Below are 12,443 nucleotides of genomic sequence, written 5' to 3' on the forward strand. Positions count from 1 at the left end.
ATAGGTTAGATATTGTGATGGTTTTAACTTATACCTAGCTAGTACGCCTTCGTGCAGTAGCGCGATTTCTTGGCTTATTTGCTCGGTTACTGCGCTTACATCCTCTTGTGTTACTTTGTGTTGCTTAATTACAGTTTCAATTATTGTTAGTGCGTTTTCTTCTGGGTTAATAACTACTTGGTGCACGGCTTCTTTTATTACTAGGCGGTATTCTAGTCTTATTGGGTCTGGCTCGGCTAACGTTTGTTTTATAGCTAAATATTCTTTGCTAGACCTTTCGTATGCCCATATATATAGGTCTTTCAACAGGTCCAACCTAGTCAATTCGTATACACCTAGCATTGCGCTGCTATAGGCTTGCTCGGGTACATCTATAAAGGTTAGTGGGCATAGGTTGTTTTTTATCAGTGGTATGTTGGCTGCTAATCGAGATACTCGTTTATTTACATCGGCAAATGGTTGTAAATAAGGTATGTGAACCATTGTAAAAAACGATTGTTCAAATGGGTCGGTAATTTGTTCTGTTTTTTGTAAAATTACTTCAAGTATGCTTTCTATTTGCTTGCTACCACTTATCGGCCTGTACACGCTTTTGCCAATTTCTACGGTGTGTGTGCGAATTCGCCCTTCGTCTGCTGGGTTTTGTAGTAAGTTTTCAGCTAAGGTGGCGTGTATATTTGTTATTGTGTAACGGTTGAATGCCAGTTCGTTTGCACTTTCAATAAGTAGTTCTATCGCATTTTTGTGGTTTAAGATCATTTGTGTTTCTTGTTTGTTTTTTCCTTCTGCTATTTTTCCGTGTTGAATTAGCTCTATGGTGTCTAGCTTGCTGTAGGTATTGCCTTCTAAATGGCTGGATGCCCATGATAGGTCAATTAACAAGCGGCTTAATATTTCGCTACCAAATGTGCCAGCGGGTTGCTGATGCTGGTTGGTTGAGCCGATTCTTTTTAGTTGCTCTCTAGTTGCTTTGGGTAGGTAATATGTTTTGTTAGGGATGTAGTCGTATAAAAATTCAATTTGGTATCCAATTGGCGACCGTGCCTGTATTGGCAAGTTTAGGTATTTTATTATTTCTCGGCTTTGTGGCGTAAGCGGTATATAGTTGCTGTAATTATCGTTGTATTCGGCTGTGGGTTCTGATGCAGTTTGTATTTGAGTAACTTTGTATGCTGTGCTGCGCCCTTGCCCTACTTTTTTAATATTTCCGTTTTCAACAAGTTGTTTGATTATTCTTTGTATTGTTCTGCGTGACAGATTAGGAAACTCAGCCTCTAATTGCGACAACTGTATTGGGTTGTTAGCCAGCTGAATGTATTGCTGTATGTGTTGTGCATCTGAGTATGTCATATTTGGCGCAATTAAAGTTTTTGATGACACAATTATGGCGCAATTATGGCGCGGTTTCTATTTTTTAGTTTAAGGTTTATCTGGTTGCTGCTGTTCCATTAAATCATACATTTGCTTAGCAAAAGCTTTGAAATCGTCCAATCTCAAGGTAATTATTGAGTAAATAATTTGCCAATCGAGTTCTTGGTACGCGTGCACCGCTGTATTTCTAAAACCAACGGCTTTAGCCATACGCTCTGCTGTTTCTTGATTCAGCAGGCCTGCATTTGTTAACGCGAAAAATGCTTTAGACATAGTGTCTGGTACATTGATTTCTTGAGTGCTAATAATGTGAAGAGCAATATCTACACAGGTTTGTATTGCCCTTTCTAGGTTCAATACTATGATGTCTTGTAAATCATAATCGTTCGCGAGCAGCTCGTAAGACTCTGGTGTTTTGCTTTGAATTCGATTCAAGCAACGTCTTAAGCTTTCTAGTTTGTTTAATACAACTTCATTATCCATGGAGAAACCTTTTTTGCCTTTCTTTGAGCGTGCGGATCACGTAGGGCATCATATCGGCTTGGTTATATATCATTCTGCGGATCAATTTTTCTTTTGTGCCTTTGACATTTTCGACAATCACTACACCTTTAGTCAGTACTTGTTTTAGTATTGTGCCATTAAGATTGCTAAGGTCAGTTAAGTCAATTGTTCGATTAAGTTGTTTTTCCAATTGTGACGCTAAAACCATTTTTTGATGTGCATTAAGTGGCTGACTAAATTGCACTGCTATATCTATATCGCTGTCTAGTCGCATTTTGCCCGTAGCAGCCGAGCCGTAGAGTATTGCAAGTTCTAATCCTGGCTGTTGTTTTAATATTTCTTTTATTAATCTTTCCATATTAACCTTCAACCTTGCTGATACTGTTTGCAATCTGTGTTTATTTTAATTAAATCAGATTCTATGCAAGTTTTAAATCTATCCGATAGATTTTGCCATACTGATATATCAACTCTAAAAGGTAGGTCAGATTCTGCTAGTGCTTCTTTTAGGTTTGCTAAATCAAGTATCGAGATTGCTTCTGGCGATTTTAAAACTAAGTCTAAATCTGAGTATTCTCTTGCTGTGCCTTTTACCCGCGAGCCAAACGCATAAGCAACTGTATTTTTTGGTAAGTGCTTAGTTAATACGTTTTGCAATATTTGTTGCTGTGACTCTGTGATATTAATCATTTTTTTCGTTTAGCCGACTGCTTAATTTTTTGCTGTGTTGTAAAAAATCATTCACTACCGAATAAACCTCAACTGCAGTTTTTTCTTCGTAGGTGTGCGATGTTTGATTTCGCTGGTAATGGTATTCAAACCAAGGCTCTACGTTATCTATTAATTTGTGCTCTGCTGCTAATCTAAATAATTCTTTTCTAGTGATACCATCAACCGTTGTTTTACCTAAGTTTTCAGCTAACCATGCTCGCATTGCTTTCCAGCTAAGTTCGTAGGTAAATTCAAAGTTTTGAATTACACCAGCGCGAAAAGTTCTAAATTCTGGCGTGTCTTTGCTTGGGTTGGCCTGTGTGTAGCGACTTATTACTTCGATAGATTCCTGTAGCGAATTTATACCCGCTTTTAACGATGAAAAATCAAGCATGCCAATTTCCCCAAATGTCTAATTTTTGACTATTAAGTTGATAGTCCAATTGTAACTTATTTTACTTAAAATGACGCCTTGCTTTTTTTGCAGTTCAGATCTACGATTTAGCTAAGTTTAGCTAAGCTAGGTAATTAAGTATGCAAGTTAACATGCATGAAGCAAAATCTCAGTTATCAAAATTAGGTGAGGCTGCATGGAGTGGTGAGTCAGTTGTTATTGCTAAATCAGGCAAACCTTACCTTGAATTAGTACCACACAAACCAGTTGCAAAAGAGCGCAAACCCGGCCGTTACAAAAAACAAATCAAACTTAGCCCTTCGTTCAATGATGAATCGAAAGGACTAAATGATCTTTTTGAGGCGGACTTGTGAAACGTATTCTTTTAGATACTCATGCGCTTTTATGGTGGCTAGCAGATGACCAAAACCTAGGTGTTAAAGCTAGGGAAATTATCGCAGATCCACGCAATCAAATATTTGTCAGCGCGGCTTCCACTTGGGAAATTTCAATTAAACGCGCTTTAGGCAAGCTTGAAGCACCCGAGGATATGGACAGTTTAGTTGAAGATGAGGGCTTTTTGCCACTGCCAATTAGTTTGTATCATGGTGATCAAGCGGGTTTATTACCCGAGCACCACAAAGATCCATTCGATAGAATGTTAATAGCGCAAGCACAAGCTGAGGGTTTAACCATTATAACTTGCGATGAAAAATTCCCACCGTATAAAGTTAGGTTAATTAACGCAAGCAGTTAAACTACCCCAGCTCTGTTACCTGCTGGCTATTTTTTCTTTTAGCAGGTTGGTTTAATATTGCAGCCTTTACTGAGCAAAGTCAGAAGAATTTATGGGGTAATTATGTCGGTTGTTAGCAAACAAAGCACTTTGACTGTAGATGAGTATTTGCAAGGTGAGTTAGTTAGTGACACTAAACACGAGTTTGTAGATGGCCAAGTTTATGCTATGGCTGGGGCAAGCATTAATCACGAACGCATTTCTGGCAATATTTTTGGTGAGTTGAGAAATCACCTAAAAGGTAGCCCTCGCGAGGCTTTATCATCTGACATGAAAGTGAAAGCGCGTGATAATTTTTACTACCCTGATGTTTTGGTTGATTGTAAGTTTGACAATGCTACGCCTTATTATTCTGAAACACCTGTTATTATTGTTGAGGTGTTATCTCGCTCTACTCGTAAGTTAGACGAAACTAAAAAATTGGTCGAATATTTAAACATTCCAACCTTGCAGGAGTATGTTTTAATTGAACAAGATTTTGCTGATGTAACTGTTTATCGCAAAAGCGATGATTGGCGCTGCAAACATTATTTTTTAGGCGATGACATAACCTTTGAGTCGATCAATTTTACTGTTTCTGTAGAAGAAATTTACGACCGCGTAGACAATTTAGATGTAATTGAGTATTTGCAGCAAAAGTAACCCTGGAATGATGCTAGTTAGCTTTTCTGCTCTAACAATGGAATTGCCTTTTCAACAAAATCTTTAAGTGTTTGGTATTTTTGCTGTGCGATTATCAGACCTACTATTTGCAAATCCAAGTTCAAGTAGTCATGCACTAAGCTGTTGCGCATACCAATTATAAGTCGCCACTCTGCCAATTCGGCTTGTGTTATCACGCCTTTTTCAGCTAGGTATTTAAATGCTTGGTAGGCTTCTGAATTTGCAATACCTAAGTAATGTTTGTTTAAGTGTTTGGCAATACCTGTACAGGCTTCTGTATATAACTGCAGCAAGCGCTCGGCAGCACGATAATCTCTTTGTTTAAAATCACCTTTGTTGTAATCCTTGGTGAGTTCTTGCAATTGCTGGTAGTAGTCGGTTGTATGTTCTTTTATTTGTTTTATATATAGTGCTAAGCCGTCGGTCATTTAATTACCTCGCTTTTGGCTTTGTATCATTTGGTATTCGTACAATGCCATTATTCTATCTTCTTCTTTGTACATGCGGTAATCGTTGTTGCTATACAGCACTTTACCTTCGGATATTACTGAAAATGCAAGGTATATGGGTATTTGATTAATATCTACTACACTTATTTTTACTTGTGTGTTTAATGCAGCTTGCCAGTCACTTGCGGTAATTACTGGGCGAGATACTTTTTCTAGCGGGTCGAGTTTGAAGTTTTTGTAGGCTATCGCTAGGTCTATGTCGCTGTCTGGCCTGTGGGTATTACGCGCGCGCGAACCATACAACCAAACTACTTCAATATCTGGATTTTCTGCCGCGAGTTGTGGTATTGACTCCTCCAAAACAACTTTAATATTTTCTCTGTTGTTTTTTAGAATTTGTGATGCTTTCATATACCCTCCCACTTTTTGTTATTATGGCTGCTCTGTTACCTGCTGGCAATTTTTTCGTTTAGTGGCATGCCCTACAACGGCTATTAAGCTTAATAGATAACATAGGTATACTAGCCAGTCGCCAAATTGTTTGTATATGGTTGGGTGTTGAATTATTGCGAGTTTGTGGGTGAGTATGTGTTGTTCAAACTGCGGCGCTTGCGCAATTATTTTGCCTTTGCCGTCAATAATTGCACTTATGCCTGTATTGGTTGCTCGTACTACAGGTATGCCTAGTTCTAATGCGCGCATTCGCGCGATTTCTAAATGTTGATGTGGCCCATGTGACCTACCAAACCAAGCGTCGTTACTTACGGTTAAAATAAAGTCGGTTTTATCAGTTAGATTGTCGCGCACTTGATGCGGAAAGAGTATTTCATAACAAATAGCCGGGGTTATATGAAAACCCTTAGCTACTATATCATGCTGAATGTACTCACCACGGGTAAATGACGAAAACGGTAAATCAAAAATAGGGCTAAGCTCACGCAGCCATTGTTCAAATGGGACAAATTCACCTATCGGCAATAAATGATGCTTGTTGTATCTATTTTCGTGACCATGAAAATATTGTGCGTCGCCCGCTTCGCTGCCCTGTTGCCCCAATACAATTAAACTATTAAAAAACGCGCCTGAGTAAGGGCGATAGTCAATAATCCCCGTTACCAATGCGGTGTTGTTATAATTCGTCGCTTTGTCTAAATTGGTTAAAAATTCCTGAGCATTCGGTTCTATTGCTGGAATGGCAGCTTCTGGCCAAATTAGAATATCGCTTTGTGAATAATATGGGCGGCTGATGTCTTGATACTTCAGCATGGTTGGCCATAAATATTCAGGTTGCCAGCGATTTTCTTGCGCAATATTGCCCTGAACAAGCGTCAGTTTAACTTCTTGCTTGTCTGCAGCGGCGACAGCAGTTGTTTTTTGTGTGTTTGAGTTGTTTGTAAGTATATAGTTACTTACCGCAGTCAGCAGTATTAATGGTACAAAGTACATCAATACTTGCTTTTTATTCATGCTTTTTAGGGTTAAACCCGCAACGGGCAATAAACATAAACTGATGACAATTAAGCTAACCCCAGTTTCGCCGACGTACGCTGCTAGTTGCCCCCATATTGTGTCTATTTGGCTATAACCGACCGACAACCATGGAAAACCTGTCAGAATAAAACTGCGTAACCATTCGAAAAAGCTCCACAATGCGGGTAACAAAAGTATCGCATATGGGCTGTAGCGCATTAAATATCGGGTTGAGGTAATTGCGGCGGTAAAATAAATAGCTAGATAAGCGGCTAATAGCAAGATCATCGCTACCGAGCCAATAATGGGCACGCCGCCATGTTCGTATAAACTTACGTGGATCCAACTTAATCCAATTGAAAACCAGCCTAAGGCAAAACTAAAACTGTATAACGCGGCTTGTTTGCAGCTTGCTTTAAAGCAGGTATAGAACAAGATTGGCAAGAGTATAAACACTAACCAACCTTGCGAGAAAGGTGCAAATGCTAAAGTGCCAAGCCCACCGAGTATAAATAGTCGTAAACTTTGCCATTTAGCTGTTATTTGCATTAAACGGTTACTTCTTTAGTTTCTTCGCTATCGCGTGGAATGGTCATTTGTAATTGGTTTATGCGGCGGCCATCGCAGCTCACTACTTTAAAATTAAACCCATTTACTTCAACCGATTCACCTTTGGTGGGTAAATGTCCAAATGCTTGGATGACCAGTCCGCCTATGGTGTCTACGTCTTCAGCTTGCCATTGTGTTTTGAAAAAGTCGTTAAACTCGTCGATTTCAGTTAACGCATTTACCGCATATACGTAGCGCGTTACTTTACGAATATCTTCTGGCTCTTGAATGTCGTGTTCGTCTTCGATTTCGCCAACGATTAGTTCTAAAATATCTTCTATGGTCACTAAGCCTGAAACGCTGCCGTATTCGTCTACTACTATTGCCATGTGGTATCTTTCTTTACGAAAGTCTTTTAATAGTATGTCTAGGCGTTTGCTTTCAGGTATCACGACTGCTGGGCGCAATAACTCGTCAAAGCTAAAGTTTTCGAAACCGTTGTGGTAGACGTAAGCCAGTAAGTCTTTGGCTAGGAGTATGCCTTCTACATGATCTTTGTCTTCGCATATTAGTGGAAAACGGCTGTGCGCCGATTCGATCATGATGGGTAAAAATTCTTCGACAGGTTGAGATTTTTCAATTGTGACCATGTGCGAACGGGGGATCATTACATCGCGCACACGCATTTCCGCTATGTCTAGTACACCTTCGATCATGTCTTTGGTGTCATTATCAATTAAAGAACGCTCTGCGGCTTCTTCAAAAACTTCCTGTAATTCTTCACGACTTCTCGGTTCTCCTGCAAACATTTGTCCTAGTTTATCTAACCAAGACTTGCCAGAAGAACCGTTACTAGAGTGAGGATTGTCTTCGCTCATATTAGCTTTTTTCTCATTCAGTTAGGGATCAATAGTTTCGTCACTTTTATATGGGTCGTCAAACCCTAATTGCGACAAAATGCGTCTTTCTAAATTTTCCATTTTTTCGGCTTGTGCATCTTCTATATGGTCGTAACCAAGTAAATGCAAGCAGCCGTGTACCACCATGTGTGCCCAATGTGCTATTACTGGTTTGTTTTGTTGTTCGGCTTCGCGCCTTACCACTTGCGCACAGATAACTAAATCGCCAATTAGTGGCAATTCTATTCCTGGCGGATTTTCAAATGGAAACGACAGCACATTGGTTGGTTTGTTTTTGTGCCTGTAGGTGTTGTTGAGCGTTTGGCTTTCGTCTTCGTTGACTAGTCGAATCGACATTTCTGTGAATGCATCGCCCCGCTCGATTAATGCAGCTTGTGCCCAGCTGACTATTTGTTCTTCACTGGGCACGTCGCCTTCGCATGCAACTTGAACGTCTATTTCTAACATTATGTGGGTTACGTCAAGCGTCATGGTCTTTTTTCGCTGCTTCTTTTTTGGCTTTTTGTTCGCGTTGTTTTATTTCGTCCCAACGCTCGTAGGCATCTACCACACGTTGGACTACTGGATGTCGAACAACATCGTGCGAGCGGAAGAAGTTAAAGCTGATGTCTTCTACCCCTTCTAATACTTCGATTGCATGACGTAAACCAGATTTTTGCCCACGCGGTAAGTCGACTTGGGTGATGTCACCTGTGATAACTGCTTTGGAGTTGAAACCAATTCGGGTAAGGAACATTTTCATTTGTTCTACCGTGGTATTTTGGCTTTCGTCTAAGATGATAAATGCATCGTTTAACGTTCGGCCACGCATGTATGCCAGTGGTGCAATTTCAATTACGCTGCGTTCTATTAAGCGTTCTACTTTTTCAAAACCAAGCATTTCGAATAATGCGTCGTAAAGTGGCCTTAAGTATGGGTCGACTTTTTGGCTTAAATCACCGGGTAAAAAACCCAGTTTTTCACCGGCTTCGACTGCTGGACGCGTTAATAATATACGGCGTACTTCTTGGCGTTCGAGTGCGTCAACCGCACAGGCAACTGCTAGGTATGTTTTACCTGTACCAGCTGGGCCAATACCAAAACAAATGTCGTTGGTTAGTACATTGTGTACGTATTTGCTTTGGTTTGGATTGCGCGGTTTGACTACGCCACGTTTGGTTTTGATAAAGCTTTCTTTGCCGATTTCGTCATCGCTGGCTGTTTGTTCAAGCACTTTTAATGACTGTATAGCAAGGTGAACTTGTTCTGAGTCAAGTTCACTGGCCTTTCCTTTTACGATTTGTGTTTCTACGTATAAATCGCGCAGTAATCCTGCAACAGGTACTACTAGGTCTTTTTGGCCAGTAATTTTAAATTGATTGTCTCGATAGCTTATTTCTACGCCTAGACGACGTTCAATTTGTTTGATGTTGTCGTCAAACGGGCCACATAGGTTGGCAAGTCTAAAGCTGTCGGCTGGTTCTAAAAATACTTCTATCGATTCTAACTGGCTACTCAAGAGTTTTCCTTTTTATGGGTTTGGGTTAAATACTGCCACACCTGTGTCGTCTACTGCTACTTGTTTTTTAGCAAGTATTTCGGCAGGTGATGTGGCGACACGTAGGCCCATTTCGTCTTCTGAACGAATGTATTCACCACGTAGTGAATTTGACCATACGTCAACTATTTTCACATCGACAAATTGTCCAATGCAAGTGTGTGGACCTTCAAAGTTGACCACTCGGTTATTCTCTGTACGGCCACAAAGCTCCATTGGATTCTTTTTCGATGGACCTTCTACTAAAATTCTTTGCTCGGTGTTCAACATGCCACGGGCAATTTGCAATGACTGTTGGTTAATTCGTTGCTGTAATAAGTATAGGCGCTCTTTCTTTTCTTGTTCTGTTACGTCGTCTGGTAAATCAGCGGCTGGCGTTCCTGGGCGTGCGCTGTATATAAAGCTGAAGCTCATATCAAAACCTATGCTGGCGATTAAGTCCATTGTGGCTTTGAAGTCTTCTTTGCTTTCGCCTGGAAAACCGATAATAAAGTCTGACGACATGCTTAAGTTAGGGCGTATTTTCTTAAGCTTACGAATTTTTGATTTGTATTCGATTGCGGTATGACCACGTTTCATTAAATTTAAGATGTGATCAGAGCCCGATTGCACTGGCAGGTGCAAGTGGTCTACCAGTTCTGGTAGGTCTTTGTATACTTCGATTATATCGTCGGTGAATTCTACCGGATGCGATGTGGTGTAACGAATGCGGTCGATACCGTCGATTGAAGCAACTAGACGTAATAATTCTGAAAAGTGGCATATGGTGCCGTCGAAGTTTTCGCCTCGGTACGCATTTACGTTTTGCCCAAGCAGGTTTACTTCTCGCACGCCTTGTTCTGCTAGCTGTGCGATTTCGTATAATACGTCGTCCACTGGACGCGATACTTCGTCACCACGCGTGTATGGTACTACGCAGAATGTGCAGTATTTTGAGCAGCCTTCCATTATTGAAACGAAAGCTGTTGGCCCTTCCGCACGCGGTTCTGGTAAGCGGTCGAATTTTTCAATTTCCGGAAAGCTTACGTCGACGACCGATTTGTCGCCTGCTTTTATTTGGTTGATCATTTCTGGCAAACGGTGCAGGGTTTGTGGCCCAAATACCATGTCAACAAATGGTGCGCGTTGTCGAATTGCTTTGCCTTCTTGTGACGCTACACAACCACCGACGCCGATAACCAACTCGGGATTTTTGTCTTTTAGTTCTTTCCAACGACCTAGTTGGTGAAACACTTTTTCTTGTGCTTTTTCGCGGATTGAACATGTGTTTAATAGAATGACATCAGCGTCTTCTGCTTCTTCTGCCAATGTGAATCCGTGGGTTGAATCTAATAGATCCGCCATTTTCTGCGAATCGTATTCGTTCATTTGACAACCCCAAGTTTTGATAAATAGCTTTTTGCCCATTTAAATATCGCCCAAAATTTAACCAACGGGAAAAATGACCGCGTATTGTACCCAGTTTACTTGGCTTAAACCATAGTTTAAGCCTTAAAATTGCTCGTTTAATGCCTATTCTATGATTCGTAAGGATAAATCGAGTGCTTTGATGTGTTTGGAAAGTGCGCCGCTTGAGATAAAATCGACCCCTGGCTGTGCGTAATTTGCGATTGTTTCAAGTGTGATGTCGCCTGATACTTCTATTTTCGCCGGTGTTTGGTGATTTTTGTTTATTTCTACTGCTGCTGGTATGTCGGCAGGTGTGTAGTTGTCGAGCATTATGATATCTGCACCTGCATCTAGCGCTTGTTGCAATTCTTGATTGTTTTCAACTTCTACTTCAACTGGTTTACCCGGCGCGATTACCTTTGCTTGTTTGACCGCATTTTCAATTGAACCTGCCGCGGCGATGTGATTTTCTTTTATTAAAAATGCATCGTATAAACCGACTCTGTGGTTTTTACCGCCACCACAAGCTGTTGCATATTTTTGTGCCAATCTTAGCCCGGGTATGGTTTTGCGTGTATCGAGCAGTTTGGTTGATGTATGTGCTATTTTACTTGCATATTCGTGGGTGATCGTTGCTGTTGATGATAGTGTTTGCACAAAATTTAGCGCTGTTCGTTCACCTGTAAGTATCGCTCTAGCTGATCCGCTGAGGATGAAAAGTGGCTGGTTTTTACTAACTTTGTCGCCGTCTTCTACTAAGAATTGAATGTCGACTGGTTGTTCTAGTTGTTTGAATGTTTCGATTACCCATGCTTTGCCGCAGAATATTGCGTTTTCTCGGCTGATCACTTGCGCTTTGACCTGCTGCTCGGCTGGTATTAGTTGAGCTGTGATGTCGTTGTTTGCATCTGTGCCGTTTAGATCTTCAAATAGTGCGAGCGCGACCATTTGTTCGATGTTTTTTTGCAGGTTTTGCGGTAACTGTGATGTCATGGGTGTTCTTTATTTGCTGGAAATGTGGGGATTATATCTGTTATCAACCCAAATGAGCAATGTAGTCCATGGATTTGTGTAGTATACCAATAATAGCTACATGCTCAGCTTCCCTATCAACCATGTAGAAAATTATATGTTTGTCCTGTGAAACACTCCTGTAACCAGCTTTAATATTATCCCTAACAACACCAGCATGTGGGTGGCAAGTCAGCCATTCAAATCTATCGTATAAACGTTTAATGTATCTATCGGCTTGGTTTTCATTCCATTTTTTTGTTGTGTAAGTCCATATGTTTTGTAAATCAGTTTTAGCTCTGGGGGTTATTTTATAATCCATTTCCTTTCGTATAATTCCTTTTAAATTCAGACAACATATCTTCCATAGATTGCTCGACAAATTCACCAGATAAAGCTTGCCTCTCCCCCTCTAGTAAATGACGCTGAAGCGTTTCTAGCTTAGCTTGCTTCGCAGCCATTTCTTGCAGTGCATGATTAACAACGTCACTTTCATTCTGGTATCGACCACTACTAACTTGTTTTTGAATAAATGAATTTAAACTGTCATCAACATTAATATTAGCCATATAGCTCTCTCCTGCATTACTTATTACAATGTACACCTTTTAGACAAAAATTCTAGTCTTAGGTATAACGCTTTAAACTCCGTGCCTGCAAGCTCACTCGAAGCATGGTT

Annotated in this window: 18 protein-coding genes; 3 read left to right on the top strand and 15 right to left on the bottom strand. The window is 40.5% G+C overall.

Annotated elements, in window-relative coordinates:
• The 5 genes from DS2_RS18610 to DS2_RS18630 form a co-directional block, all read right to left on the bottom strand.
• The coding region (locus tag DS2_RS18610) for a Fic family protein (protein ID WP_200870164.1) at positions 1-1,380 on the bottom strand (1,380 nt) is incomplete at its 3' end.
• Positions 1,381-1,419: 39 nt separating this feature from the next.
• A complete protein-coding gene (gene hepT / locus DS2_RS18615) occupies positions 1,420-1,854 on the bottom strand; it encodes a type VII toxin-antitoxin system HepT family RNase toxin (protein ID WP_035016554.1) in 435 nt (144 codons plus the stop codon).
• Positions 1,847-2,233, bottom strand: coding sequence for a type VII toxin-antitoxin system MntA family adenylyltransferase antitoxin (gene mntA / locus DS2_RS18620; protein ID WP_035016555.1), 387 nt, complete (start codon positions 2,231-2,233; stop codon positions 1,847-1,849). The genes hepT (DS2_RS18615) and mntA (DS2_RS18620) overlap by 8 nt, the downstream gene beginning before the upstream one ends.
• An 8-nt stretch (positions 2,234-2,241) precedes the next feature.
• On the bottom strand, positions 2,242-2,565 hold the full coding sequence (locus tag DS2_RS18625) for a nucleotidyltransferase family protein (RefSeq protein WP_035016556.1): 324 nt from the start codon (positions 2,563-2,565) through the stop codon (positions 2,242-2,244).
• Positions 2,558-2,980 (bottom strand): nucleotidyltransferase substrate binding protein, encoded by a 423-nt coding sequence (locus tag DS2_RS18630; protein ID WP_035016558.1) that lies wholly within the window; start codon positions 2,978-2,980, stop codon positions 2,558-2,560. The genes DS2_RS18625 and DS2_RS18630 overlap by 8 nt, the downstream gene beginning before the upstream one ends.
• Before the next feature lie 140 nt (positions 2,981-3,120).
• Between DS2_RS18630 and DS2_RS18635 the strand changes: the two genes are divergently transcribed.
• The 3 genes from DS2_RS18635 to DS2_RS18645 all read left to right on the top strand — a co-directional run bounded on the left by DS2_RS18635 (position 3,121) and on the right by DS2_RS18645 (position 4,418).
• Positions 3,121-3,354 carry a type II toxin-antitoxin system Phd/YefM family antitoxin gene (locus tag DS2_RS18635; protein WP_035016560.1) on the top strand — a complete coding sequence of 78 codons (234 nt, stop codon included), beginning with the start codon at positions 3,121-3,123 and terminating at the stop codon, positions 3,352-3,354.
• Positions 3,351-3,737: a type II toxin-antitoxin system VapC family toxin gene (locus tag DS2_RS18640; protein WP_035016561.1), complete on the top strand. Its 387-nt coding sequence runs from the start codon at positions 3,351-3,353 to the stop codon at positions 3,735-3,737. Before DS2_RS18635 ends, DS2_RS18640 begins: the two co-directional genes overlap by 4 nt.
• Before the next feature lie 102 nt (positions 3,738-3,839).
• A complete protein-coding gene (locus tag DS2_RS18645) occupies positions 3,840-4,418 on the top strand; it encodes a Uma2 family endonuclease (protein WP_035016562.1) in 579 nt (192 codons plus the stop codon).
• Between the two features lie 17 nt (positions 4,419-4,435).
• Here DS2_RS18645 and hepT (DS2_RS18650) read toward each other — a convergent pair whose 3' ends face one another.
• The 10 genes from hepT (DS2_RS18650) to DS2_RS18695 all read right to left on the bottom strand — a co-directional run bounded on the left by hepT (DS2_RS18650) (position 4,436) and on the right by DS2_RS18695 (position 12,333).
• A complete protein-coding gene (hepT, locus tag DS2_RS18650) occupies positions 4,436-4,867 on the bottom strand; it encodes a type VII toxin-antitoxin system HepT family RNase toxin (protein ID WP_035016563.1) in 432 nt (143 codons plus the stop codon).
• Positions 4,868-5,299 carry a type VII toxin-antitoxin system MntA family adenylyltransferase antitoxin gene (gene mntA, locus DS2_RS18655; RefSeq protein WP_051480015.1) on the bottom strand — a complete coding sequence of 144 codons (432 nt, stop codon included), beginning with the start codon at positions 5,297-5,299 and terminating at the stop codon, positions 4,868-4,870.
• 21 nt (positions 5,300-5,320) lie between these two features.
• Positions 5,321-6,907: an apolipoprotein N-acyltransferase gene (gene lnt / locus DS2_RS18660; protein WP_035016564.1), complete on the bottom strand. Its 1,587-nt coding sequence runs from the start codon at positions 6,905-6,907 to the stop codon at positions 5,321-5,323.
• Positions 6,907-7,785: a CNNM family magnesium/cobalt transport protein CorC gene (gene corC, locus DS2_RS18665; RefSeq protein ID WP_035016565.1), complete on the bottom strand. Its 879-nt coding sequence runs from the start codon at positions 7,783-7,785 to the stop codon at positions 6,907-6,909. The genes lnt and corC overlap by 1 nt, the downstream gene beginning before the upstream one ends.
• 21 nt (positions 7,786-7,806) lie before the next feature.
• Positions 7,807-8,298, bottom strand: a complete 492-nt coding sequence (ybeY, locus tag DS2_RS18670) for an rRNA maturation RNase YbeY (protein WP_081754338.1) — start codon at positions 8,296-8,298, stop codon at positions 7,807-7,809.
• Positions 8,288-9,325 (bottom strand): PhoH family protein, encoded by a 1,038-nt coding sequence (locus DS2_RS18675; protein ID WP_035016567.1) that lies wholly within the window; start codon positions 9,323-9,325, stop codon positions 8,288-8,290. The genes ybeY and DS2_RS18675 overlap by 11 nt, the downstream gene beginning before the upstream one ends.
• Positions 9,326-9,337: 12 nt before the next feature.
• On the bottom strand, positions 9,338-10,771 hold the full coding sequence (gene miaB / locus DS2_RS18680; protein ID WP_035016568.1) for a tRNA (N6-isopentenyl adenosine(37)-C2)-methylthiotransferase MiaB: 1,434 nt from the start codon (positions 10,769-10,771) through the stop codon (positions 9,338-9,340).
• 105 nt (positions 10,772-10,876) lie between these two features.
• Positions 10,877-11,746 (bottom strand): carboxylating nicotinate-nucleotide diphosphorylase, encoded by an 870-nt coding sequence (nadC, locus tag DS2_RS18685; RefSeq protein ID WP_051480016.1) that lies wholly within the window; start codon positions 11,744-11,746, stop codon positions 10,877-10,879.
• A 43-nt stretch (positions 11,747-11,789) separates the two neighbouring features.
• Positions 11,790-12,086, bottom strand: coding sequence for a type II toxin-antitoxin system RelE/ParE family toxin (locus tag DS2_RS18690; RefSeq protein ID WP_035016569.1), 297 nt, complete (start codon positions 12,084-12,086; stop codon positions 11,790-11,792).
• Positions 12,076-12,333, bottom strand: a complete 258-nt coding sequence (locus DS2_RS18695; RefSeq protein ID WP_051480017.1) for a type II toxin-antitoxin system ParD family antitoxin — start codon at positions 12,331-12,333, stop codon at positions 12,076-12,078. Before DS2_RS18695 ends, DS2_RS18690 begins: the two co-directional genes overlap by 11 nt.
• Between the last annotated feature and the right edge of the window lie 110 nt (positions 12,334-12,443).

This window comes from Catenovulum agarivorans DS-2 (assembly GCF_000568405.1).
In the GTDB taxonomy this organism is placed as follows: domain Bacteria; phylum Pseudomonadota; class Gammaproteobacteria; order Enterobacterales; family Alteromonadaceae; genus Catenovulum; species Catenovulum agarivorans_A.